Genomic DNA, 21,592 nt, shown 5'->3' on the forward strand with positions numbered 1-21,592 from the left:
CGGTGTGCGAGCACACCGCAGCCGCATCCAATGAACCCCGGAATGACGCCAGATGTCGCATGACGCGCTGAAGCACTACCTCTCCGCCATAGAACAGGCGCTCAAGGCCGGCAACGCGACCGAACATACCCATCGGCCAGCGTTGAAAGCCCTCATCGAGGCGCTGGGCGGCACAGACGTACGAGCCACCAACGAGCCCAAGCAGATCGCTTGCGGTGCACCGGATTTCATCGTGACACGCGGCGTGGTGCCGCTGGGATACATCGAAGCCAAGGACGTCGGCATCGACCTCGCGAAGACCGAAAAGTCGGAACAGCTGGGCCGCTACCGCGAATCGCTAGGCAACCTGGTCCTGACCGATTACCTGGAATTCCGCTGGTATCTGGACGGCGAGCTGCGCCTGACCGCCAGCCTGCCCCGCCCCGACAGGAACGGCCGCATCCGCTGGAATGCGGACGACGCCTCGGAAGTGGCGCAATTGCTCGGCCAGTTCATCGCCGCCGACATCCCGCTGAAGGCCACGCCGCAGGATCTGGCCACGCGCATGGCCGGCATGGGCAAACTGATCCGCGGCCTCATCGAACAGACGTTCAAATCCGAAGGCGACAAGGGCGAACTGCACGGCCAGTTCGAGGCGTTCCGAAAGGTGCTGATCGAATCGCTGACCGCGCCGCAGTTCGCGGACATGTACGCGCAGACCCTGTGCTACGGCCTGTTCGCGGCGCGCTGCAACGCGCCCGCGCAGGGCTTTACCCGGCAGAAGGCAGCCAGCGCCCTGCCCAAGACCAATCCATTCCTGCGCAAGCTGTTCAACACCATCGCGGGGCCGGACCTGGACGAACGCATCGCGTGGGCGGTGGACCAGTTGGCGGAACTACTGGCGCGGGCCGACATGGCGGCGATCCTGGCCGACTTCGGAAAACGCACCCGGCAGGAAGACCCGGTGGTGCATTTCTATGAAACCTTCCTCGCTGCATACGACCCGAAGATGCGCGAGGCACGCGGCGTGTACTACACGCCGGAACCCGTGGTGGGCTACATCGTGCGAAGCATCGACGCCATCCTGCGGCGCGATTTCGGCATGCCGGAAGGCCTTGCCCACGCCAAGAAGATCAAGCTGAAGCGCCCCAAGACGCAGGGCAAGGGGGAGGAAACCTACGAGACCCACCGCCTGCAGATCCTGGACCCGGCCACTGGCACCGGCACCTTCCTGTATGCGGTGATCGCAAAAATCCGTGAGCAGTTCGACGGCAATGCCGGCGCATGGCCGGGTTATGTGGCCGAACACCTGCTGCCGCGCCTGTTCGGCTTCGAGCTGTTGATGGCGCCCTACGCGGTGGCCCACATGAAGCTTGGCCTGGAGCTGGAACAAAGCGGCTACGACTTCGCCAGTGACGAGCGCCTGGGCGTGTTCCTGACCAACACCCTGGAGGAAGCGCACGAGCTCACCGGCCTGCCGCTGTTCACCCAGTGGCTGGCGGAAGAGTCGCGCGCGGCAGCCAGCATCAAGCGCGACGCGCCGGTGATGGTGGTACTGGGCAATCCGCCGTATTCGGGGCATTCGTCCAACAAGGGCGAATGGATCGAAGAATTGATGCAGGACTACAAGCAAAGTCCAGAGCTCAAGAAGCCTGCGCAAGCCAAGTGGCTGTCGGACGACTACGTGAAGTTCATCCGCTTTGCGCAGTGGCGCATCGAGCAGACCGGCCACGGCGTGCTGGGCTTCGTCACCAACCACGGCTACCTGGACAATCCAACCTTCATGGACATGCGGCGCAGCCTGCTGCGCGAGTTTGATGAGCTCTATCTGCTGGACTTACATGGCAGCAGCAAGAAAAAGGAAACAACCCCGGACGGCGGCAAGGACGAAAATGTGTTCGACATCCAGCAGGGTGTCGCCATCGGGATTTTCGTTCGACGCGAGAACACCGTTCGCGACGCGGAACATCTGGCCAAGGTATTCCATGCCGATGCGTTTGGCCTGCGCCGAGAAAAGTATTCGCTACTGGACAGGTCCGATGTTTGCAAAACCGAATGGCGCGCAGTTCGCCCGGCGGCCCCGACCTATCTGTTCTTGGCGCAAGATGCGGGACTACTGAAGGAATATGAATCAGGTTGGTCGCTACGCGATGTGTTCTCGCCAAATGGCGACCCGGCTCCGGGTATTGTCACCACGCACGATGAGTTCGCCATCTCATGGAATGCCGAGGAAGCAGCCGACAAGGTCGAACGCCTGCTGGCAACAGCGACTGAAGCCGAAGCCCGCGAACAGTTCAAACTTTGTTCGACCACGCAATGGAACTATGCACGCGCAAAAGCCGAGCTGGCCGACAACGCATGGCGTGAAAGGATCGTACCGATTCTGTACCGCCCTTTCGATGTCAGGTGGACGGTCTATGACCGCAATGTCGCGGTGCATCGACGTGAGCGACTGTCGGAACATATGCTTGGCGGCCGCAACTATTCGCTCATCACAGCTCGCTCAAACAAGTCCAGCAGCGTTGACCATTTTTTTATGACGACGATGCTGCAAGAAACAAAGTGCGGGGAGCGAACAACTCAATCTCAGGGTTTCCCTCTCTGGCTTAATCCGGTGGATGCCCCAGTCGATCTACTCGACTCCGCGCCTAGCGAAAAACGCGCCAACCTGGCGCCCGAGTTCGTCACTGCCTTGACCGAGGCCATCGGCGCGACGCCTTCGCCCGAAGACACGCTGGCATACATCTACGCCGTGCTTTACGCCCCCAGCTATCGCGCGCGCTACGCCGACTTCCTCAAGCGCGATTTCCCGCGCATTCCGTTGACCACGCACCGCGCCTTGTTCGACGCACTGGTCGGCATTGGCCGGGAACTCATTGCCCTGCACGTGATGGACACGGTGCCGCCGCGCATCACCACCTTCGACGTGCCGGGCGACAACACCGTGGACAAGGTGCGCTGGGCGCCGGACGCCGAAGGCGCGACGGGGCGCGTGTACATCAACGCCGAACAATGCTTCGGCAAGGTGCCGGCTGCGGTCTGGAACATGCACATCGGCGGCTACCGGGTGGCCGAGAAGTGGCTCAAGGACCGCAAGGGCCGGCCGCTGACGTACGACGACCTGACCCACTACCAATCGGTGATCGCCGCGCTGGCGCGCACGTTGGAATTGCAAGAGTCCATCGATGCGGCCATCCATGACGCCGGCGGTTGGCCGCTGACGTAAGGCCTAGAATCCGCCCATGCTCAAGATCGACACCCACGCCCACTACCTGCCGCGCGACTGGCCGGATCTCGCCGGCAAGTACGGCGACAACCGCTTCCCGGTAATCCACCACGGCGACGACGGCCGCCACCGCATCTACAAGGACGGCAAGTTCTTCCGCGAGATCTGGCCGAAGACCTGGGACCCGCAGATCCGCATCGACGACTACGCCGGCTTCGGCGTGCAGGTGCAAGTGCTGTCCACGGTGCCGGTGATGTTCAGCTACTGGGCCAAGGCGCACCAGGCGCTGGAGCTGCACAAGTCGCTCAACGACCACATGGCGCAGACCTGCCGTGACTTCCCGCGCCATTACGCGGGCATCGGCACGGTGCCGCTGCAATCGCCCGCGCTCGCGGTGCGCGAGCTGGAGCGCTGCATGGACGAGCTGGGCCTGCAGGGCGTGCAGATCGGCTCGCACATCGGCGACTGGAACCTCGATGCGCCGGAGCTGTTCGAGTTCTTCGAGGCGGCCAGTGACCTGGGCGCGGCGATCCTGGTGCACCCCTGGGACATGATGGGCGCCGAGTCGATGCCGAAATACTGGCTGCCGTGGCTGGTGGGCATGCCCGCCGAGCAGTCGCGCGCCGCCTGCTGCCTGGTGTTCGGCGGCGTGCTGGAGCGCCTGCCGAAGCTGCGCGTGGCGCTGGCCCACGGCGGCGGCAGTTTCCCCTACACCATCGGCCGCATCGAGCACGGCTTCAACATGCGGCCAGATCTGGTCGCCACCGACAACTTCCGCAACCCGCGCGAGTATCTGAAGCGGCTGTATTTCGATTCCTGGGTCGCCGACGATGCGGCGCTGCGCTACCTGCTCGACGCCTGCGGCAGCGAACGGGTGATGCTGGGCACCGACTATCCGTTCCCGCTGGGCGAGCAGGTGCCCGGCGCAGGCATCGAGCGGCTCGGCCTGGCCGAAGGCGAGCGCGCGCGCCTTTACCACGGCACCGCGCTGGAATGGCTTGGGCTGTCCGCATCCAGATTCGCATGACCCTTCAACCGTCATTCCCGCGAGAGCGGGAATGACGATGAGAGAAACGATGACTGACCTGAACTCCGACGCCCGCGCCGCCGCCCTCGACGCCGCCGATCCGCTGCGCCACTTCCGCGACGAGTTCCACCTGCCGCTGCACGACGGTGCGCCGCAGGCCTATTTCGTAGGCAACTCGCTGGGCCTGCAGCCGAAGGGCGCCCGCGCCCACGTCGAGGAAGTACTGGACAAATGGGCGCGCGAGGCGGTGGAGGGCCATTTCACCGGCAGCGCGCAGTGGATGCCCTACCACGAGCTGGTCCGCGACCCGCTGGCCCGCGTGGTCGGCGCCCAGCCGCAGGAAGTGGTGGCGATGAACTCGCTGACCGCCAACCTGCACTTCATGCTGGTCAGCTTCTACCGCCCCACCCGCGAACGCCCGATGCTGCTGATGGAGGCCGGCGCGTTCCCGTCCGACCGCTACGCGCTGGAATCGCAGGTGCGTTTCCATGGCTTCGACCCGGCAGAGGCGCTGGTCGAAGTCGAACCGGACAACGCCGACGGCACCTTCTCGATGGCCGCCATCGAACGCGCCATCGCCGAACACGGCCCGCGTCTGGCCACCATCGTCTGGCCGGGCGTGCAGTACCGCACCGGGCAGGCGTTCGACCTGAAGGAAATCGCACGACTGGGGCACGCGGCCGGCGCCGAGGTCGGCTTCGACCTGGCCCACGCGGCCGGCAATCTGCCGCTGCAGCTGCACGACGCCGATGCCGACTTCGCGGTCTGGTGCCACTACAAATACATGAATGCAGGGCCGGGCGCGGTGGCGGGCTGCTTTGTCCACGAACGCCATGCCCATAGCGACCGACCGCGCTTCGCCGGCTGGTGGGGCAATGACGCATCCGTGCGCTTCAGGATGGGTCCTGATTTCTCGCCCACGCCGGGGGCGGACGGCTGGCAACTGTCCAACCCGCCGATCCTCGGGCTGGCGCCGCTGCGCGCCTCGCTGGCGCAGTTCGACCGGGCCACCTTGCCGGCGCTGCGGGCGAAGTCGGAACGGCTGACCGGCTACCTCGAACAACTGATCGACGCCGACCTGCGCGACGTGCTGCAGGTGGCGACGCCGCGCGACCCCGCGCAGCGCGGCTGCCAGCTCTCCATCCGCGTCACCGGCGGCCGTGCGTGCGGCCGTGAGCTGTTCGACTTCCTCGCCGCGCGCGGCGTGCTGGGCGACTGGCGCGAACCGGACGTGATCCGCATCTCGCCGGTGCCTCTGTACAACAGCTTCGCCGACGTGCTGCGCTTCGCGCGGACCGTGAAGGAGTGGCGGGATGGGCGTTGAGCGCGACATCACCATCATCGGCGGCGGCCTGGCCGGCGCCCTGCTCGCCATCCTGCTGGCCCGCCGCGGCTGGTCGGTGGACGTGTTCGAACGGCGCGGAGACCCGCGTGCCGTGGGGTATGCCGGCGGCCGCTCGATCAACCTCGCCTTGGCCGAGCGCGGCCTGCACGCGCTGCGCCAGGCCGGCGCAGACGACGCGGTGCTGCAGCAGGCGGTGATGATGCGCGGGCGCTTCGTGCACCCACTGCACGGCGAACCGGGCCTGCAACGCTACGGCCGCGACGATTCGGAAGTGATCTGGTCGATCAACCGCGGCGAGCTGAACATCGTGCTGCTGACCATCGCCGAATCCCACGGCGCGCGCCTGCATTTCGACCACGCGCTGGAGCGAGTGGACTTCATCGACCGCCTCGCCACCTTCCGCCACCACGAGCAGCAGGTGAAGCGGCCGTTCCAAACGCTGGTCGGCGCGGACGGCGCCGGCTCCACCCTGCGTTCGGAGATGGCGAAGGTGCAGCCGCTGGGCGAGCGCACCGAATGGCTGGACCATGGCTACAAGGAGCTGGAAATCCCGCCGGCTGCCGACGGCGGCTTCCGCATCGAACCCAACGCGCTGCACATCTGGCCGCGCGGCCACTACATGTGCATCGCCCTGCCCAACGACGAACGCACCTTCACCGTCACCCTGTTCATGCCGCACGCAGGCCGCTACCCCAGCTTCGAACAGGTGCAAAGCGGCGACGAGGCGCTGGCGCTGTTCCAGGCGCAGTTCCCCGATACGCTGCCATTGATCCCGGCGCTGCGCCGCGACTACGAGGCCAACCCGGTCGGCAACCTCGCCACCCTGTATCTCGACCGCTGGCACCTGGGCGGCCACGCGGTGCTGCTGGGCGACGCCGCGCACGCGATGGTGCCGTTCCACGGCCAGGGCATGAACTGCGCGTTCGAAGACTGCGTGGCGCTGGCCGAACAGCTGGAACGCGCGCCTTCCCTGGACGCGGCGTTCGCCGCGTTCGAAGCCGAGCGCAAGCCGAACGCCGAGGCGATCCAGCAGATGGCGCTGGAGAACTACATCGAGATGCGCGACAAGGTGGACGACGCGGACTTCCTGCTCCAGCGCCAGCTCGAACTGGCCCTGCAGGAACGCCACCCGGGCCGCTTCGTGCCGCATTACGCGATGGTCACGTTCATGCGCATCCCCTATTCCACCGCCCTGCAGCGCAGCGAGGTGCAGCGCGGCATCCTGGTCGAGGCGACACGCGGGCTGGCGTCGCTTGAGGGCGTGGATTGGGGCGCGGTGGACGCAGCGGTGGCAGCCAAGCTCGCGCCCTTGTAGGAGCACACGGAACGGGCGCGAACGCGACGCGGAAAGCCTCGCGCCCCTGCGGTGCGCTCATACAGGACTCCACACGCGCGCAAATTCCGTTTTCCCCAAGCACCTGGAGGCGCACGGAACGGGCGCGAACGCGTTTGCCAGACGATGCGAAGCGCCTCGCGTCACTGCGGGGCGCTTCTACAATGACGCCATGGCCGCCTCCTTCCTTTTCTACGACCTCGAAACCTTCGGCACCGACCCGCGCCGCAGCCGCATCGCGCAGTTTGCCGCGATACGCACCGACCTCGACCTGAACGAGATCGACGCGCCGGTCGACATCCTCGTGCGGCCCGCCGAAGACCTGCTGCCCTCGCCCGGCGCCAGCATGGTTACGGGGCTGGCGCCGCAGGCCCTGCTGCGAGACGGCGTCAACGAAGCCGCGGCGTTCGCCCGCATCGCCGACGAAATGGGCCAACCCGGCACCTGCAGCGTCGGCTACAACTCACTGCGCTTCGACGACGAGTTCGTCCGCTACGGCCTGTACCGCAACTTCTTCGATCCCTACGAGCGCGAATGGCGCGGTGGCAATTCGCGCTGGGACCTGCTCGACGCCCTGCGGCTGATGCACGCGCTGCGACCGGACGGCATCACCTGGCGGCAGCGCGAGGACGGCAACGGCACCAGCTTCCGGCTCGAACACCTGGCGGAGGACAACGGCCTGCGCGAGGGCATGGCGCACGAGGCCCTGAGCGACGTGCGCGCACTGATCGGCGTGGCGCGCCGCTTCAAGCAGGCGCAGCCGCGGCTGTGGGATTACGCCCTGCGCCTGCGCGACAAGCGCTTTGCCGCCTCGCTGCTGGACACGATGGCGATGTCGCCGCTGCTGCACGTATCGCAGCGCTACCCCGCTTCGCGCCTGTGCGCCGCGCCCGTGCTGCCGTTGGCGCGCCATCCGCAGATCGATTCGCGGGTGGTGGTGTTCGACCTCGAGGCCGACCCGGAGCCGCTGCTGGCGCTGGATGCGGAGGCCATCGCCGCGCGCCTGTACGTCCGCCAGGAAGACCTGCCCGAAGGCGAGCAGCGGATTCCGCTGAAGGAAGTGCATACCAACAAATGCCCGGCGCTGGTGCGCTGGGACCACTTGCGACCGGACGACTTCGCCCGGCTGGGCGTCGACGTGGAACTGGCCGAAGCGCGCGCACAGCGCCTGCGCGCCGCCGGCCCCGCGTTGGCGGAGAAAATCCGCCGCGTGTACGCGCGCGAGCGGCCGGCCGCGCCGGTCGACCCCGATGCCGCGCTGTACGACGGGTTCCTCGGCGATGGCGACAAGCGCCGGTTCGCGCAGCTGCGCGGGACGCCGCCGCAGCTGCTGGGCCGCACCGGTTTTGCTTTCCGCGACCCGCGCCTGCCCGAGCTGCTGTTCCGCTACCGGGCGCGCAACTGGCCGGAAACCCTGCTGCCGGAGGAACGCAGTGCGTGGGACGCCTACCGCCGACGCCGGCTGCTGACCGACGCCGGCCTTTCGGAGTTGACCCTGGCGCAGTACCGCGAGGACATCGCCCGCCTGCGCGAGGCGCACCCCGATGCCCCCGAGCGCCTGGCGCTGCTGGACCAGCTGTCGGCCTGGGGCGAGGGGCTCGCCGCCGGACTTGGCGCGTGACCGCTACACTGGCGCAGTCCTTTCGGAGACGCACCGTGTCGAAGAAGCTGAAGTGGATCCTGGTCATCGCCATCGGCCTGCTGCTGGCCCTGTTCGCCTACGCGGTGGCGGGCCCCTATCTGGCCGTCAACGGCATCCGCAACCTTGTCGCCAACAAACAGTACGGCGAGCTCTGGCGCTTCGTCGACTTCGAGCGCCTGCGCGAAGACCTGCGCCCGCAGGTGCAGGAACGGATAGCCCGCGGCATCCTCGGGCATGTCGGATCAAGCCAGACCGGCAAGACCGTCGGCGAGATCACCGCGATGGTCGCGCAACCTGCGATCGACGCCATGGTCTCCCCGCAGGGCATCGCCACCCTGCTCAGCGGCAGCGCGCTGGCGCGGGGCATGGCCGGCAAGGTGGGGCCTGATGGGAAGGCGCGGGTGGTGGACCCGCTGGAAGGCGCGAAGACCCGGTTCGAGTCGGCCTCGCTGTTCACCGCCACCGTGTCGAATGCCGAAGGAAAGCCGGTGGTGTTCGAGTTCCACCGCGATGGGCTCTCGTGGAGGCTGGCGGGCCTGCGGCTGCCCGAATAACGGGCGCCACCCGGCCCCTCGCTTCAGCCGGCGCGCTCGCGCGTGCCATCGGACCCTTGCATCGCCGCAGCGCCCTCGCGACGGGAAGAACGCGGGCGGGCGTCGGCAAGACTGGCCAGCATCAGCCCCGCCAGCGCGCCGCTCGTCGCCATCAATGCAAGCGTGCGCAGGGGATAGTCCGCCCAGGAGTGCGCCAGCACGGCGCAGATGGCGGCAAAGCAGCCGGCCGCCAGCGCGGCGCTGCGGCCTTCGCTGCGGACCAGTCGCCAGGCGCAAACCGCCAGCAGCCCCAGCACCAGCGCCAGCACAGCCATGCCGGCCCAGCCGGTCGCCAGCCACCACTGCGCATATTCGTTGTGTGCATGGTTCACATAGCTGGCCAACTGGAGCTGCGGTGGCGCCGCCTGCGCGAAAACCGGGACGAAAGCGCCGATACCCGCGCCCAATGGCGCCTGGGCCTGGCCGGCCTTGAGCGTGGCGGCCGCCATGAGGTGGCGCAACTCCTCCGCCTGGTCGACCGCCATCCAGCCCATTGCCGCCCGCACCCCCACCACGGCCAGTACCGCCACCCCCGCCGCCAGCAGCGCGGAGCGGCGGCTACGGCCGATCTCGCGCAGCCGCAACATCCCGGTCGACCACAGGGCCAGCGCCAACGCCGGCAGCGCGATCGCCATGCCGGCCCGCGAGGTGGACAGCGGCACCATCAAGAGGAAGAACCCCGCCAGACCCAGATACCACCAGTGGCGATGCGGGTGGGCCTGCCCGCGCCGCGCACGCAGCCGGGCTTCCGCCGCCAGCCCCACTGCCAGCACCATGCCTATGATGCAGGCGGTCGCCTGGTGGTTGGTATTGGCCAGCAGGCCGCCGAAACCGGCATCGAAATCCTGATACAGGTGCAGGGCGCTATCGCGCGGCAGTCCCGCCTGGAAGAAGGCGAACAGCACGTTGGTGGCCAATAGCAGGACGATGGCCTGCAGCAGGTGCCGACGCTGCGGCATTCCCAGCCCCGCCGCGGCCAGGAATACGGCCACCGCCGGCAGCAGCGCCCACAGCCCCTGCTCGGTCGCGAACGGTGCCAGGCTCCAGTACGGCGCGGCCTCGACCCCGGCACTGGCCAGATCCGCACGCAGTGATTGGCGCGCCGGGGAAATGGCGACATCGACCGGCAGCAACTGCAGGATCGGCAACAGCAGCACCAAGGCTGCAGCAGCCACCCCCCAGCCAACGGGGCCGGACACGCCGTCTTCGACGAGCACTACGACCGCCAGCAATAGCACCGGCATCATGCGTAGCAGGCATGCGCGCGCAACCACATAGAATTCACAGGCCGCGGGACTGGCCCCTTGTTCCCCATTCATGCGGCCGGGAAACGGGCGATGCGCACCTACGAAAAAGCCGGCGCAAGGCCGGCTTTCCGATCTGAACCTGGTGGGCGGTGCAGGGTTCGAACCTGCGACCCTTGCCGTGTGAAGGCAATGCTCTACCGCTGAGCTAACCGCCCGAAGGAGCCGCGCATTCTACATGAACGCGGCCGTTAGGCAATAGCCCGCGCAGTCCGACGAACCACGGCGGACGCATCGCTCCAAGCGGACGTCGTCGAACCGGCCTGCAGCGCCACCGCGCGCGTCGCGCGGATCACGCCGCCACCGAATCCACGCCCGCGGGGGCCTCGGTCCGCACCACCGGTGCGCCAGGCACGACGGCGGTGCCGTCGTCCTCCGCCACCGCCATGAGGTGCACGCCAACGTTCAAGCGCTTGGCCTGCCGCTTCGCGGCGGCGGCCTGCTTCGCCACTTCCTCGGCCGTGGCGAAGCGCCCCGGCGCCGCCGGGGCCACGCCGATGGTCAGCGTCGTCAACGGAAAAGTGGCGTATCGCCCGGCGCGATCCTCCCCTTCCAGCACCCCGCGGGCAAGATCGCTCGGATCGAACAGGGCATGGCTTGCGGCATTGAACTCGGCGACCATGCCGGCGCAGCGGCGCTCCCAGTCGTCGCTCTGGAACAGCACCACGAAATCGTCGCCGCCGACGTGGCCGACGAAATCCCAGCGCGGCTCCGCATGTCGGACCAGCGTGTTGGCCACCAGCCGGATCATGCGGTCGCCGCGAAAATAGCCGTACTGGTCGCTGTACGGCTTGAAGTGGTTGAGATCGCAGTACGCTGCCATGAACGGCTGCCCAGCGTCGAGCAATCGGGAGATGTGTTCGGCGATCGGGATGTTGCCGGGCAACAGGGTCAGCGGATTGGCGTACCGGGCGGCCTCGATCCGCAGCTCCGTCACCCGCCGGACCAGCGCCTCCCCCGTGCCCACCCCGGCATAACGCCCGTCGCGGGTGATGATGAAGCCATCGGCCAGGTAGCGCTGGTCTTCGCCCAGCAGGATCTCCGACATCGCATCGATGCTCTGCGAAACGTCGGCCATGATCGGCGAGGGATGCATCAGCTGGATGCAGGGCTTGCGGCCCAGCAGTTCGCGCGCGAACGGCATCGCCATCCGCTCGTTGAAGACACGGCGGTTGATCAAGCCCTGCGGGAAGCCATCGTGATCGACGACCGGAAGCGCCGGCAGGTGCGGGTGCTGGCGGAACATCAGCTCGGCTTCGAAATTGCTTGCCTGCTCGTTGATAGAAGGCGCTTCGACCAGCAGGTGGGCGGCGGTCACCCGGGGGAACGCGTGGCGCTGTCCGTTGACCGGCCACACCGGCAATTTTTCGCTGGAGGCCTGCAGCGCCTCCCCGGCCACGGTCTCGGCCACCGTTGGCTGCGGGCGCCCCAGCAGGAAACCCTGCGCGTAACGGATGCCGAGATCCTGGATGATCGCCAAGTCCTGGATGCGTTCGACGCCTTCGGCAATCAGGTCAGTGCCCAGGCTGTCCGCCACCTGCACCAGCGCCCGCACGATGCTGAGGCGGCCGGGGCTCTGGGCGATGTCGTGCACGAGATAGCGGTCGATCTTGACGTAATCGGGCCCCAACTCGTGCCAAAGCTCGAAGTTGGAATGGCCATTGCCGAAATCGTCCAACGCGATCTGCACGCCGGCCGCACGCAGGTAGCCCAGCGCATCGGCAAGGCGGCCGACGTCCTCGACGATGTCGCGCTCGGTGATCTCGATGACGAACCGGCTGAGGTCCTGCCCGGCCGCCTGCAGGCTGCGCAGGACCTGCTGCGGACGCAGGTCGCCCTGCAGGATCGCGTGCGCGCTCAGGTTGACCAGCAGCCGCCCCCCACGGGCGAAGTCGAACGCCTGCGCCAGCGTGCTGGCGGCGTGGGTTTCCAGTTCGCCCAGTCGACCCGCGCGGCGTGCGTGGTCCAGCAGGCGCAGCGGCGGCAGCTCCGCCTGCGCATGGCGCATCAGGCCCTTGTGCGCCACCACCTTGCGATCTTCCAGCCTGACGATGGGCTGGAACAGGGCGCGCAGCCCACCTGGCCGCAGGGCGGCGGCGAGCAGCGCATCGGACAGATCAGGCAGCGGGACAGCGCACATGCCGGGAATGTTGTGAGCGGGCGATGACAACTTCGTGTCACCGCGCCCGCCATCGCCGGCAGGCGGCCGCCCGGATCAGGTCGCCGGGTCGTACCGCTCCAGCGCCAGCGCCGCGATGACCTCGTCCGCAAGCGCCGCCACATCGGCCTCCAGCGTATGCAGGTGCAGTTCCGGCGCCTGCGGAGGCTCGTAGGGCGAATCGATGCCGGTGAAGTTGCGCAGCTCGCCGCGGCGCGCCTTGGCGTACAGGCCCTTGACGTCGCGGCGCTCCGCTTCGGCCAGCGGGGTATCGACGAACACCTCCAGGAACTCGCCGGGTTCGAACAGCGCGCGGGCCATCTCGCGTTCGGCGCGGAACGGACTGATGAAGCTGACCAGCACGATCAGTCCGGCATCGGTCATCAACCGGGCCACCTCGGCGACGCGGCGGATGTTCTCCACCCGGTCCTCGGCGGTGAAGCCGAGGTCCTTGTTGAGGCCATGGCGGACGTTGTCGCCGTCCAGGAGATAGGTGTGCCGTCCCTGCGCCAGCAGCTTCTTCTCAACCAGGTTGGCGATGGTGGACTTGCCGGCGCCGGACAGGCCAGTGAACCACAGGCAGCGCGGCGCCTGGTGCTTGACCGCGGCGCGCGCTGCCTTGTCCACGTCGAGGTGTTGCCAGTGGATGTTGCCGGCGCGACGCAGCGCGAAATCCAGCGTGCCGGCGGCAACGGTGGCATTGCTCTGCCGGTCGATCAGGATGAAGCCACCCAGCGCGCGGTCTTCGGCGTAGGCGGCGAACGGCACCGGCTGGTCCAGGTGCAGGTTGCAGTAGCCGACCTCGTTCAGCTCGAGGTGCTTTGCGGCCAGCTGGTCCTGGGTGTTGACGTCCACCTTGTGCTTGATCTCGGTGACCGAGGCGCCGACGGTGCGGCTGCCGATCTGCAGCAGGTACGGACGTCCCGGCAGCAGCCGCGCATCGCCCATCCACAGCAGGTGGGCGGCGAACTGGTCGGCCACCTCCGGCGGGTTGGCGGCGCTGGCGACCACGTCGCCGCGGCTGACGTCGATCTCGTCGCTAAGGGTCAGGGTGACCGCCTGCCCTGCACCCGCTTCCGGCAACTCGCCGTCGGCGGTGACGATGGCCGCGATCCGCGAACGCCGCCCGGATGGCAGCACCACGATGTCGTCGCCCGGCCTGACCGTGCCCGCCGCGATGGTGCCGGCGAAGCCGCGAAAATCCTGGTTCGGCCGGCACACCCACTGCACCGGCATCCGCAGCGCGGATCCGCCGGCTGCGCGCGCCAGCGGCACCGTTTCCAGCAGCTCCAGCAGGGCCGGGCCGCCATGCCACGGCATGTTGCGCGAGCGCGCGACCATGTTGTCGCCGCGCAGCGCCGACAGCGGGACGCAGTCGACATGGGCGATGCCCAGCTGCGCCGCCAGTGCGCGGTACTCAGTGGCGATCCGGTCGAACACGGCCTGGTCGAATCCGACCAGGTCCATCTTGTTGACCGCCAGCAGCACCCGGTCGATGCCCAGCAGCTTCACGATGTAGCTGTGGCGGCGGGTCTGGGTGAGCAGGCCCTTGCGGGCGTCCACCAGGACCACCGCCACGTCGGCGGTGGAGGCGCCGGTGGCCATGTTGCGTGTGTACTGCTCGTGGCCGGGGCAGTCGGCGACGATGAACTTGCGTCGCTCGGTATCGAAGAAGCGGTAGGCCACGTCGATGGTGATGCCCTGTTCGCGCTCCGCGGCCAGGCCATCGACGAGCAGGGCGAAATCGATTTCGTCCCCTTGCGTGCCGTGCCTGCGGCTGTCCGCTTCCAGCGCGCTGACCTGGTCGTCCAGCAGCAGCCGGGTGTCGTGGAGCAGCCGCCCGATCAGCGTGCTCTTGCCGTCGTCCACGCTGCCGCAGGTGATGAAACGCAGCAGGTCCTTGGTTTCGTGCTTCCGCAGGTAGGCGGCTACCTGCGCAGCGGCGTCGTCGTCCATGCGCATCAGAAGTAGCCCTCCTGCTTCTTCTTCTCCATCGAGGCGGACGGGTCGTGATCGATGACCCGGCCCTGCCGCTCCGAGGTGGTGGCCACCAGCATTTCGGCGATGATCTTCTCCAGCGTGTCGGCCTCGGACTCGATCGCGCCGGTCAGCGGGTAGCAGCCCAGGGTGCGGAAGCGCACGCGCCGCATGGCCGGCACTTCGCCCTCGCGCAGCGGCAGGCGCTCGTCGTCAACCATGATCAGCGCGCCGTCGCGCTCCACCACGGGACGCTCGGCGGCGAAATACAGGGAAGGCACCGGGATCCTCTCGCGGTAGATGTAGAGCCAGATGTCCAGTTCGGTCCAGTTGGACAGCGGGAACGCACGCACCGACTCGCCCCTGTGGATGCGCGCGTTGTAGAGATTCCACAGCTCCGGGCGCTGGTTCTTAGGGTCCCAGCGGTGCTGCGCGTTGCGGAAGCTGAAGATGCGCTCCTTGGCGCGCGACTTTTCCTCGTCGCGGCGGGCACCGCCGATGGCGGCATCGAAGCCGAACCGGTCCAGCGCCTGCTTCAGCGCCTGCGTCTTCATCACGTCGGTGTGCACGGTGGCGCCGTGGCTGACCGGACCGATGCCCTGTGCCAGCCCGTCGGGATTGGTGTGCACGTGCAGGGTGACGCCGGTCTCGGCGGCGCGGCGGTCGCGGAAGTCGATCATTTCGCGGAACTTCCACGTGGTGTCGACGTGCAGCAGCGGGATCGGCGGGCGCGCCGGATGGAACGCCTTCAGCAGCAGGTGCAACAGCACCGAACTGTCCTTGCCGACCGAATACAGCAACACGGGGTTGCGGAACCCGGCGGCGACTTCGCGGAGGATGTGGATGCTTTCGGCTTCCAGCCGGTCGAGGTGGGACAAGGCTGCGTTCAAGGCTGTGTTGCTGCGTCAACGAAGGCGCACAGCGTATCAGCTGGCCTTGCTGTCCCGGAGCCGCGCGATATTCGCAGGCGGCATGAAGGCATCGCTGCGCGCTTGCTGCCAGAACTCGCGGAACACCGCATGTTCCGGCAGGCGTCCGCCCAGCAGTTCGCCCGGCTGGAGGTAGCGGTACAGCGCCGACAGCGAGCGCACCTCGACCTGGGAAACGCGGCGCAGGATGTGTTCCGGCCCCAGCTGGTCCGGATGCCCCAGGCCGGCCGCGCACAGCAGGTCGCGGAGCGCGCGCAGGGTGTTGGCATGGAAGGTGGCGACCCGCACCGATTTGTCGGCCACGTCCAGGTGCTTCCAGCGCGCCGGGTCCTGGGTGGCGATGCCGGTGGGGCAGCGGTTGGTGTGGCAGCTCAGCGACTGGATGCAGCCCAGCGCGAACATGTAGCCGCGCGCGGCGTTGCACCAATCTGCGCCCATCGCCAGCGCGCGGGCGATGTCGAAGGCGCTGACGATCTTGCCGGCGGCGCCGATCTTGATCCTGTCGCGCAGGCCCAGCCCGACCAGGGTGTTGTGCACCAGCATCAGGCCCTCGTGCATGGGCACGCCGACATGGTCGACAAACTCCGCCGGCGCCGCGCCCGTGCCGCCCTCGGCACCGTCGACGACGATGAAGTCCGGCAGCAGCTCGGGGTTGGCCTCGGCCTGCTCCTGCATGGCCTTGGCGATTCCGAACCACTCCCACGGGTGGCCGATGGCCAGCTTGAAGCCCACCGGCTTGCCGCCCGACAGCGTGCGCAGCCGCGCCACGAACTGCAGCAGGCCCAGCGGCGTGGAGAACGCCGAGTGCGCCGCCGGCGACACGCAGTCCTGCCCCATCGGCACCCCGCGGGTGGCCGCGATCTCGGCGCTCAGCTTGGCCGCCGGCAACATGCCGCCGTGGCCGGGCTTGGCGCCCTGCGACAGCTTCACCTCGATCATCTTCACCTGCGGATCGACGGCCTGCGCGGCGAAACGCTCCTCGCTGAAGCTGCCGTCGTCGTTGCGGCAGCCGAAGTAGCCGGAGCCCAGTTCCCAGACCAGGTCGCCGCCGCCCTCGCGGTGATAGGGGGAAATCGAGCCTTCCCCGGTATCGTGGTAGAAGCCGCCGAGCTTCGCGCCGGCGTTGAGCGCGTGGATGGCGGCGGCGGACAGCGCGCCGAAGCTCATCGCCGAGATGTTGAACACGCTGGCGGAATACGGGCGGGCGCAGCCGGCGCCGATGACGATGCGGAAGTCATGCTCGGGAATCGCCGTAGGCGCCAGCGAATGGTTGATCCATTCGTAGTCGATGCCGTACACGTCCTGCAGCGTGCCGAACGGACGCACGTCGTTGACGTGCTTGGCGCGCTGGTAGACCAGCGCGCGCTGCTCGCGCGAGAACGGCACCTCGGCGGTGTCGGACTGGATGAAGTACTGGCGCATTTCCGGGCCGATGGTCTCCAGCCCGTAGCGGAAGTGCGCCAGCAGCGGGTAATTGCGGCGCAACGTGCTCTTGCGTTGCAGCAGATCGGCCGTGCCCACTGCCACCAACGCGCCGAAACCGGCCACGCCCCACCACCAGTGCGGGTGGGCGAAAGCCAGCAGCAGGGCCAGTGCTGCCAGCGCGATGCTGGCGAGATAGGCGGAATATCGGATCACGGCGCTCCTTCATCGTCAGGCTGGTGCCCGGAGTCGGGATCGAACCGACATGGCCTTGCGGCCGAGGGATTTTAAGTCCCTTGCGTTTACCAGTTTCGCCATCCGGGCTGCGCGACAAAGCTTACGCGATCATGCGCCGCGCAATGTCGGGGCCACCCCGCACTACTCCAGCTGCGACTGCGCGTAGGCCGCATCCAGCGCTTCCATCGCGTCCAGCGGCTTCGCCTGCGCGGCCTGCTCGTAGGCCGCCGCGGCGGCCTCTTCGTTGCGGCGCTCGTCGAGCAGCAACAGGACGTTGCCGTGCTCGATGTGGGCGATCGGCGAGGCCGGCGTCAGCTTGAGCGCCTCCTTGATGTGCTTCCCGGCCTCGCTGGCCTTGGCGCCGTAGGTCAGGCCGCCGATCATCGCGCCGATCTTGCCGATGATCTCGGCGTGGTAGAGCGCCAGCGCGGTGTGCGCCTCGGCGTGCTTGGGCGCCAGCTCCAGCGCGGCATCCAGCGAGGCGCGCACCTTGCCCGCGATGCCCAGCTGCAGCGCCTTGGCGATCGACAGACCCTGGCTGTAGCGGCCCAGCGCGAAGGCATGGCGGTAATGGCTGTTGGCCTCTTCCGGCAGCGCCGCGATGGCGGCCTCCGCCAGGTCCGCGGCGCGATCGAAGCGCTTCAGCTTCTCGTCTTCGTCATCGACCAGGTACGTGGCATGGATGCCGAGGGCCTTCACCGCCACCGAGGCGCCCACCGGCCCCAGCGCCTCGCCCGCCTCGAATGCCGCCTTGAAGTCGCCGCGATGGAAGGCGCGCCATGCCTCCTGCAGTGCTTCCGCCAGGGCGCCGGCGTCGAGCTTCGGCGCCGCCTTGCCGGCCGCCTTCAACAGGGCGGCGGCGCGCTTGGCGTCTGGGAACGGCTCGCAATCGCCGGCGTGCAGCTTCGGCCAGGCCTTCTTCAGCGCATCGCCGGCGTAGGCAAAGGCCTTGGCGTCGAGGGGAAATGCGGCCCAGGTGGAAGCGACGGATTTCTTGCTGGCCATGCGGCGATGCCCTGGTTGAGGTCTGGCGGCCAGCATCCCGCCACCCGCAGCCGCTGGCAAGGGGGCGATAGTGTGTTTGCTCGAGCGCGCCGGCCCAGCCTGCGCACATCCTCAGCCCAGGGACACGCCATGCCAGCCCGCCGGAAGCCGCATTCCCGCCGCGCCCCCGCGGTGTTCTTCATGCCGACCCCTCGCCACCTGTGGCTGGCCGCCCTGGGCCTGCTGGCGACCGCGCGCCGCGCCGTCCGGAACACGCGACGCCGGTAAGAGCGCACTGCAAGGGCGCGATGCGTTTGACGTGATTTCGCGAAAGCGTTCGCGCCCTTGCAGTGCGCTCTTACCGGCCGCGGCGTCAGTCGAGGTAGGCGCTGGTCAAGGTGTTGAGGTGGACGCGCTCGGCATCACGCAGGAAGGGCGCGATCAGCATCATGACCTGCACGATGCCGTCGCGGATCGACGCCTGCTCGTCCTTATCGCCGCGCGCGGCCGCGTAGTTCATCCAGAACGTGGCGATCACCAGCACGTTGGTGGCGGCCGCGTCCAGTTCCGCCGCGGATGCCCGCATCACCCCCGCCTGCACCAGTCCGCGCATCACGGTGTGCGCCTGCTCGTCGGCGCGCTTGAGGATGCGCGCGAAGCGCAGCCGCAGGCGGCGGTTGCGGCTGAGGATGTCGACCAGGTCGCGGTACAGGAAGCGGTAGTCCCAGATGCACTCGAACACCAGGTGCAGCTGCAGCCAGACGTCCTCCAGCCCGGGCAGGCGGCCTTCCGGCGCGGTCAGCGCGGCATCCATCCGGGCCTCGTAGCCGGCGAACAGCTGCTCGATGATGTCGTCCTTGTTGCGGAAGTGGTAGTACAGGTTGCCCGGGCTGATCTCCAGCTCGTCGGCGATGTGGTTGGTGGTGACGTTCGGCTCGCCCTGCGCATTGAACATCGAGAGGGACGCATCGAGGATGCGCTGGCGGGTCTGCCTTGCCATGCCGGGCTCCGTCAGGCGGTGAGCTTCTTCACCAGGTCCACGTACTTCTGCATCGCCTGCTCCGGCGCGGTGCCCTTCAGCTTCGCCCAGGCCTCGTACTTGGCGGTGCCCACGAAATCGAAGAACCCCGGCTTGGGGCCGCTGACATCGCCTTCCGAGCCCTGCTTGTACAGCGCATACAAGCGCAGCAGGGTGTCGTTGTCCGGGCGCTCCGCCAGCGCATGCACGTCCTTGGCGGCTTGCTCGAACAGGGCCTTCAGATCGGACATCGGGATCTCCCCTCGCGTTTAGGCGGCCATCTCAACATGTGCCCCCGCACCGGTCAATACGGAGGGGAATTGTCGCGCGCGCGCGGCTCTGGCAACGTAGCGGCAGCGGGCGCGCAACGCGCCGCACACGCCTGAAGGGGACGCGCAATGGCTTATTTCGTGACCGGCGGCACCGGATTCATCGGCCGCTTCCTGATCGACAACCTGCTCAGGCGCAAGGGCACGATCTACGTGCTGGTGCGCAAGGACTCGATGAAGAAGTTCGAGTCGCTGGCGAAGCAGCGCGGCTGGGACCGCAAGCGCGTACTGCCAGTGGCCGGCGAGATGACCGCGCCGAAGTGCGGGCTGTCCGCCGCGCAGCTGCGCGCGCTGACCAGCAAGGTGAAACACTTCTTCCACCTGGCCGCGATCTACGACATGGCGGCCAAGCCGGACGCCCTGCACGCGGCCAACATCGACGGCACCCGCAACGCGCTGGACCTGGCCGCCGCGCTCAAGGCCGGCTGCTTCCACCACACCAGCTCGATCGCCGCCGCCGGCATGTACCCGGGCGTGTTCCGCGAGGATATGTTCGAGGAGGCGGAAGGGCTGGATGACCCCTACCTGCGCACCAAGCACGACTCCGAGGGGCTGGTGCGGGCGGAGAAGCGGATCAAATGGCGGATCTACCGCCCCGGCATGGTGGTGGGCCACTCGAAGACCGGCGAGATCGACAAGATCGACGGCCCCTACTACTTCTTCACCTTCCTCAAGAAGCTGCGGCAGGCGCTGCCGCCGTGGATGCCGACGCTGGGCATCGAGGGCGGCCGGGTCAACATCGTGCCGGTGGATTTCGTCGCCGACGCGATGGACCACATCGCCCACAAGCCGCGCCTTGACGGCCACTGCTTCCACCTCACCGATCCGGAGCCGCTGCGCGTCGGCGAGGCGCTGAACACCTTCGCCCGCGCCGGCCACGCGCCAGAGATGACCATGCGTATCGATGCCCGCATGTTCGCGTTCCTGCCGGGCAGCGTGCGCATGGCAGTGGGCAGCCTGCCGCCCGTCCGCCGCTTCGTCGGCATGCTCCTGCGCGACTTCAAGATCCCGAAGGAAACCCTGAAGTTCATCACCTACCCCACCCGCTTCGACAACCGCGAGGCCGAGCGCGCGCTCAAGGGCAGCGGGATCGCGGTGCCGCGGCTGGAGGACTACGCCTGGCGGCTGTGGGATTACTGGGAGCGCCACCTGGACCCGGACCTGTTCATCGACCGCAGCCTGAAGGGCAAGGTCAAGGGCAAGGTGGTGGTGATCACCGGCGGCTCGTCCGGCATCGGCCTGGCCACCGCGCAGAAGGTGGCGGCGGCGGGCGCGGTGACGGTGATCGTGGCGCGCGGCGAGGAGGAGCTGTTCAAGGCGCGCGATGCGATGAAGGCCGCTGGCGGCAAGGTGTTCGCCTACACCGCCGACCTCTCCGACATGGCCGACTGCGACCGGCTGGTGGCGACGCTCCTGCAGGAGCACGGCCAAGTCGACGTGCTGGTCAACAACGCCGGACGCTCGATCCGTCGTTCGATCGAAGCCAGCTACGACCGCTTCCACGACTTCGAACGCACCATGCAGCTGAACTACTTCGGCAGCATCCGGTTGATCATGGGCCTGATGCCGTCGATGACCCAGCGCCGCAAGGGCCACATCATCAACATCAGCTCGATCGGGGTGCTGGCCAACTCGCCGCGCTTCGCCGCCTATGTCGCCAGCAAAGCCGCGCTGGACGCGTTCAGCCGCTGCGCGCAGGGGGAGCTGTCGGGCAAGGGCATCAGCTTCACCACCATCAACATGCCGCTGGTGAAGACCCCGATGATCGCGCCGACCAAGATGTACGACAGCGTGCCGACGTTGACCCCGGACGAGGCGGCCGACCTGGTGGTGAAGGGCATCATCGAACGCCCCAGCCGCATCGCCACGCGCCTCGGCATCTTCGCCGCGCTGGTCAACGCGGTGGCGCCGAAGGCCTACGAGGCGGTGATGAGCACCGCCTTCGAGCTGTTCCCGGACTCGGCCGCGGCCAAGGGCGACAAGCAGGCGCTGCGCGACCAGACGCCCAGCCAGGAACAGATCGCGTTCGCCGCGCTGATGCGCGGGGTGCACTGGTAGGCAAGCGCCGGGTTCAAGATTCACCGAGTTG

At 67.9% G+C, this 21,592-nt stretch carries 15 protein-coding genes and 2 tRNA genes; 7 read left to right on the plus strand and 10 right to left on the minus strand.

Annotated features, from left to right (window positions below; all coding sequences use genetic code 11):
* Window positions 1–52: 52 nt before the first annotated feature.
* The 6 genes from SPK54_RS01190 (at window position 53) to SPK54_RS01215 (ending at window position 9,106) form a co-directional block, all read left to right on the plus strand.
* Entirely contained in the window at window positions 53–3,205 is a 3,153-nt protein-coding gene (locus SPK54_RS01190) for a type ISP restriction/modification enzyme (RefSeq protein WP_330946113.1), read from the plus strand.
* A gap of 16 nt (window positions 3,206–3,221) precedes the next feature.
* On the plus strand, window positions 3,222–4,232 hold the full coding sequence (locus SPK54_RS01195) for an amidohydrolase family protein (protein ID WP_330946114.1): 1,011 nt from the start codon (window positions 3,222–3,224) through the stop codon (window positions 4,230–4,232).
* 49 nt (window positions 4,233–4,281) lie between these two features.
* Window positions 4,282–5,556 (plus strand): kynureninase, encoded by a 1,275-nt coding sequence (gene kynU, locus SPK54_RS01200; RefSeq protein WP_330946115.1) that lies wholly within the window; start codon window positions 4,282–4,284, stop codon window positions 5,554–5,556.
* Window positions 5,546–6,892, plus strand: coding sequence for an NAD(P)/FAD-dependent oxidoreductase (locus SPK54_RS01205; RefSeq protein WP_330946116.1), 1,347 nt, complete (start codon window positions 5,546–5,548; stop codon window positions 6,890–6,892). Before kynU ends, SPK54_RS01205 begins: the two co-directional genes overlap by 11 nt.
* A gap of 190 nt (window positions 6,893–7,082) precedes the next feature.
* Window positions 7,083–8,531, plus strand: a complete 1,449-nt coding sequence (sbcB, locus tag SPK54_RS01210; protein ID WP_330946117.1) for an exodeoxyribonuclease I — start codon at window positions 7,083–7,085, stop codon at window positions 8,529–8,531.
* Between the two features lie 35 nt (window positions 8,532–8,566).
* A complete protein-coding gene (locus tag SPK54_RS01215; RefSeq protein ID WP_330946118.1) occupies window positions 8,567–9,106 on the plus strand; it encodes a DUF2939 domain-containing protein in 540 nt (179 codons plus the stop codon).
* Window positions 9,107–9,129: 23 nt separating this feature from the next.
* Here SPK54_RS01215 and SPK54_RS01220 read toward each other — a convergent pair whose 3' ends face one another.
* From SPK54_RS01220 to SPK54_RS01265, 10 genes are all read right to left on the minus strand, one after another.
* Window positions 9,130–10,389, minus strand: a complete 1,260-nt coding sequence (locus tag SPK54_RS01220; RefSeq protein ID WP_330946119.1) for an O-antigen ligase family protein — start codon at window positions 10,387–10,389, stop codon at window positions 9,130–9,132.
* 143 nt (window positions 10,390–10,532) lie between these two features.
* Window positions 10,533–10,607 (minus strand) — tRNA-Val (locus SPK54_RS01225).
* Between the two features lie 134 nt (window positions 10,608–10,741).
* Window positions 10,742–12,589 (minus strand): EAL domain-containing protein, encoded by a 1,848-nt coding sequence (locus SPK54_RS01230; RefSeq protein WP_330946120.1) that lies wholly within the window; start codon window positions 12,587–12,589, stop codon window positions 10,742–10,744.
* A gap of 75 nt (window positions 12,590–12,664) precedes the next feature.
* Window positions 12,665–14,569, minus strand: coding sequence for a sulfate adenylyltransferase subunit CysN (gene cysN, locus SPK54_RS01235; protein WP_330946121.1), 1,905 nt, complete (start codon window positions 14,567–14,569; stop codon window positions 12,665–12,667).
* Entirely contained in the window at window positions 14,569–15,474 is a 906-nt protein-coding gene (gene cysD / locus SPK54_RS01240) for a sulfate adenylyltransferase subunit CysD (protein WP_330946122.1), read from the minus strand. The genes cysN and cysD overlap by 1 nt, the downstream gene beginning before the upstream one ends.
* Before the next feature lie 36 nt (window positions 15,475–15,510).
* Window positions 15,511–17,151, minus strand: coding sequence for an FMN-binding glutamate synthase family protein (locus tag SPK54_RS01245; RefSeq protein ID WP_330946123.1), 1,641 nt, complete (start codon window positions 17,149–17,151; stop codon window positions 15,511–15,513).
* A 21-nt stretch (window positions 17,152–17,172) separates the two neighbouring features.
* Window positions 17,173–17,259, minus strand: a tRNA-Leu gene (locus SPK54_RS01250).
* A gap of 54 nt (window positions 17,260–17,313) precedes the next feature.
* Window positions 17,314–18,177 carry a hypothetical protein gene (locus SPK54_RS01255; RefSeq protein ID WP_330946124.1) on the minus strand — a complete coding sequence of 288 codons (864 nt, stop codon included), beginning with the start codon at window positions 18,175–18,177 and terminating at the stop codon, window positions 17,314–17,316.
* 352 nt (window positions 18,178–18,529) lie between these two features.
* A complete protein-coding gene (locus SPK54_RS01260; RefSeq protein ID WP_330946125.1) occupies window positions 18,530–19,156 on the minus strand; it encodes a TetR/AcrR family transcriptional regulator in 627 nt (208 codons plus the stop codon).
* 11 nt (window positions 19,157–19,167) lie between these two features.
* Window positions 19,168–19,425 (minus strand): acyl-CoA-binding protein, encoded by a 258-nt coding sequence (locus tag SPK54_RS01265; RefSeq protein WP_330946126.1) that lies wholly within the window; start codon window positions 19,423–19,425, stop codon window positions 19,168–19,170.
* A gap of 147 nt (window positions 19,426–19,572) precedes the next feature.
* On the opposite strand from SPK54_RS01265, the gene SPK54_RS01270 reads away from it, so the two are divergent.
* Window positions 19,573–21,561: an SDR family oxidoreductase gene (locus SPK54_RS01270; protein WP_330946127.1), complete on the plus strand. Its 1,989-nt coding sequence runs from the start codon at window positions 19,573–19,575 to the stop codon at window positions 21,559–21,561.
* Window positions 21,562–21,592: the final 31 nt, after the last annotated feature.

The organism is Thermomonas sp. LB-4, from assembly GCF_036409385.1.
GTDB lineage: Bacteria > Pseudomonadota > Gammaproteobacteria > Xanthomonadales > Xanthomonadaceae > Thermomonas.

What these genes read in the sequence shown, in the direction of transcription:
- SPK54_RS01190 (WP_330946113.1), top strand. Translation starts at nt 53, where the DNA reads ATGTCGCATGACGCGCTGAAGCACTACCTCTCCGCCATAGAACAGGCG.
- SPK54_RS01195 (WP_330946114.1), top strand. Translation starts at nt 3,222, where the DNA reads ATGCTCAAGATCGACACCCACGCCCACTACCTGCCGCGCGACTGGCCG.
- kynU (WP_330946115.1), top strand. Translation starts at nt 4,282, where the DNA reads ATGACTGACCTGAACTCCGACGCCCGCGCCGCCGCCCTCGACGCCGCC.
- SPK54_RS01205 (WP_330946116.1), top strand. Translation starts at nt 5,546, where the DNA reads ATGGGCGTTGAGCGCGACATCACCATCATCGGCGGCGGCCTGGCCGGC.
- sbcB (WP_330946117.1), top strand. Translation starts at nt 7,083, where the DNA reads ATGGCCGCCTCCTTCCTTTTCTACGACCTCGAAACCTTCGGCACCGAC.
- SPK54_RS01220 (WP_330946119.1), bottom strand. Translation starts at nt 10,389, where the DNA reads ATGCCGGTGCTATTGCTGGCGGTCGTAGTGCTCGTCGAAGACGGCGTG.
- SPK54_RS01230 (WP_330946120.1), bottom strand. Translation starts at nt 12,589, where the DNA reads ATGTGCGCTGTCCCGCTGCCTGATCTGTCCGATGCGCTGCTCGCCGCC.
- cysN (WP_330946121.1), bottom strand. Translation starts at nt 14,569, where the DNA reads ATGCGCATGGACGACGACGCCGCTGCGCAGGTAGCCGCCTACCTGCGG.
- SPK54_RS01255 (WP_330946124.1), bottom strand. Translation starts at nt 18,177, where the DNA reads ATGGCCAGCAAGAAATCCGTCGCTTCCACCTGGGCCGCATTTCCCCTC.
- SPK54_RS01260 (WP_330946125.1), bottom strand. Translation starts at nt 19,156, where the DNA reads ATGGCAAGGCAGACCCGCCAGCGCATCCTCGATGCGTCCCTCTCGATG.
- SPK54_RS01265 (WP_330946126.1), bottom strand. Translation starts at nt 19,425, where the DNA reads ATGTCCGATCTGAAGGCCCTGTTCGAGCAAGCCGCCAAGGACGTGCAT.
- SPK54_RS01270 (WP_330946127.1), top strand. Translation starts at nt 19,573, where the DNA reads ATGGCTTATTTCGTGACCGGCGGCACCGGATTCATCGGCCGCTTCCTG.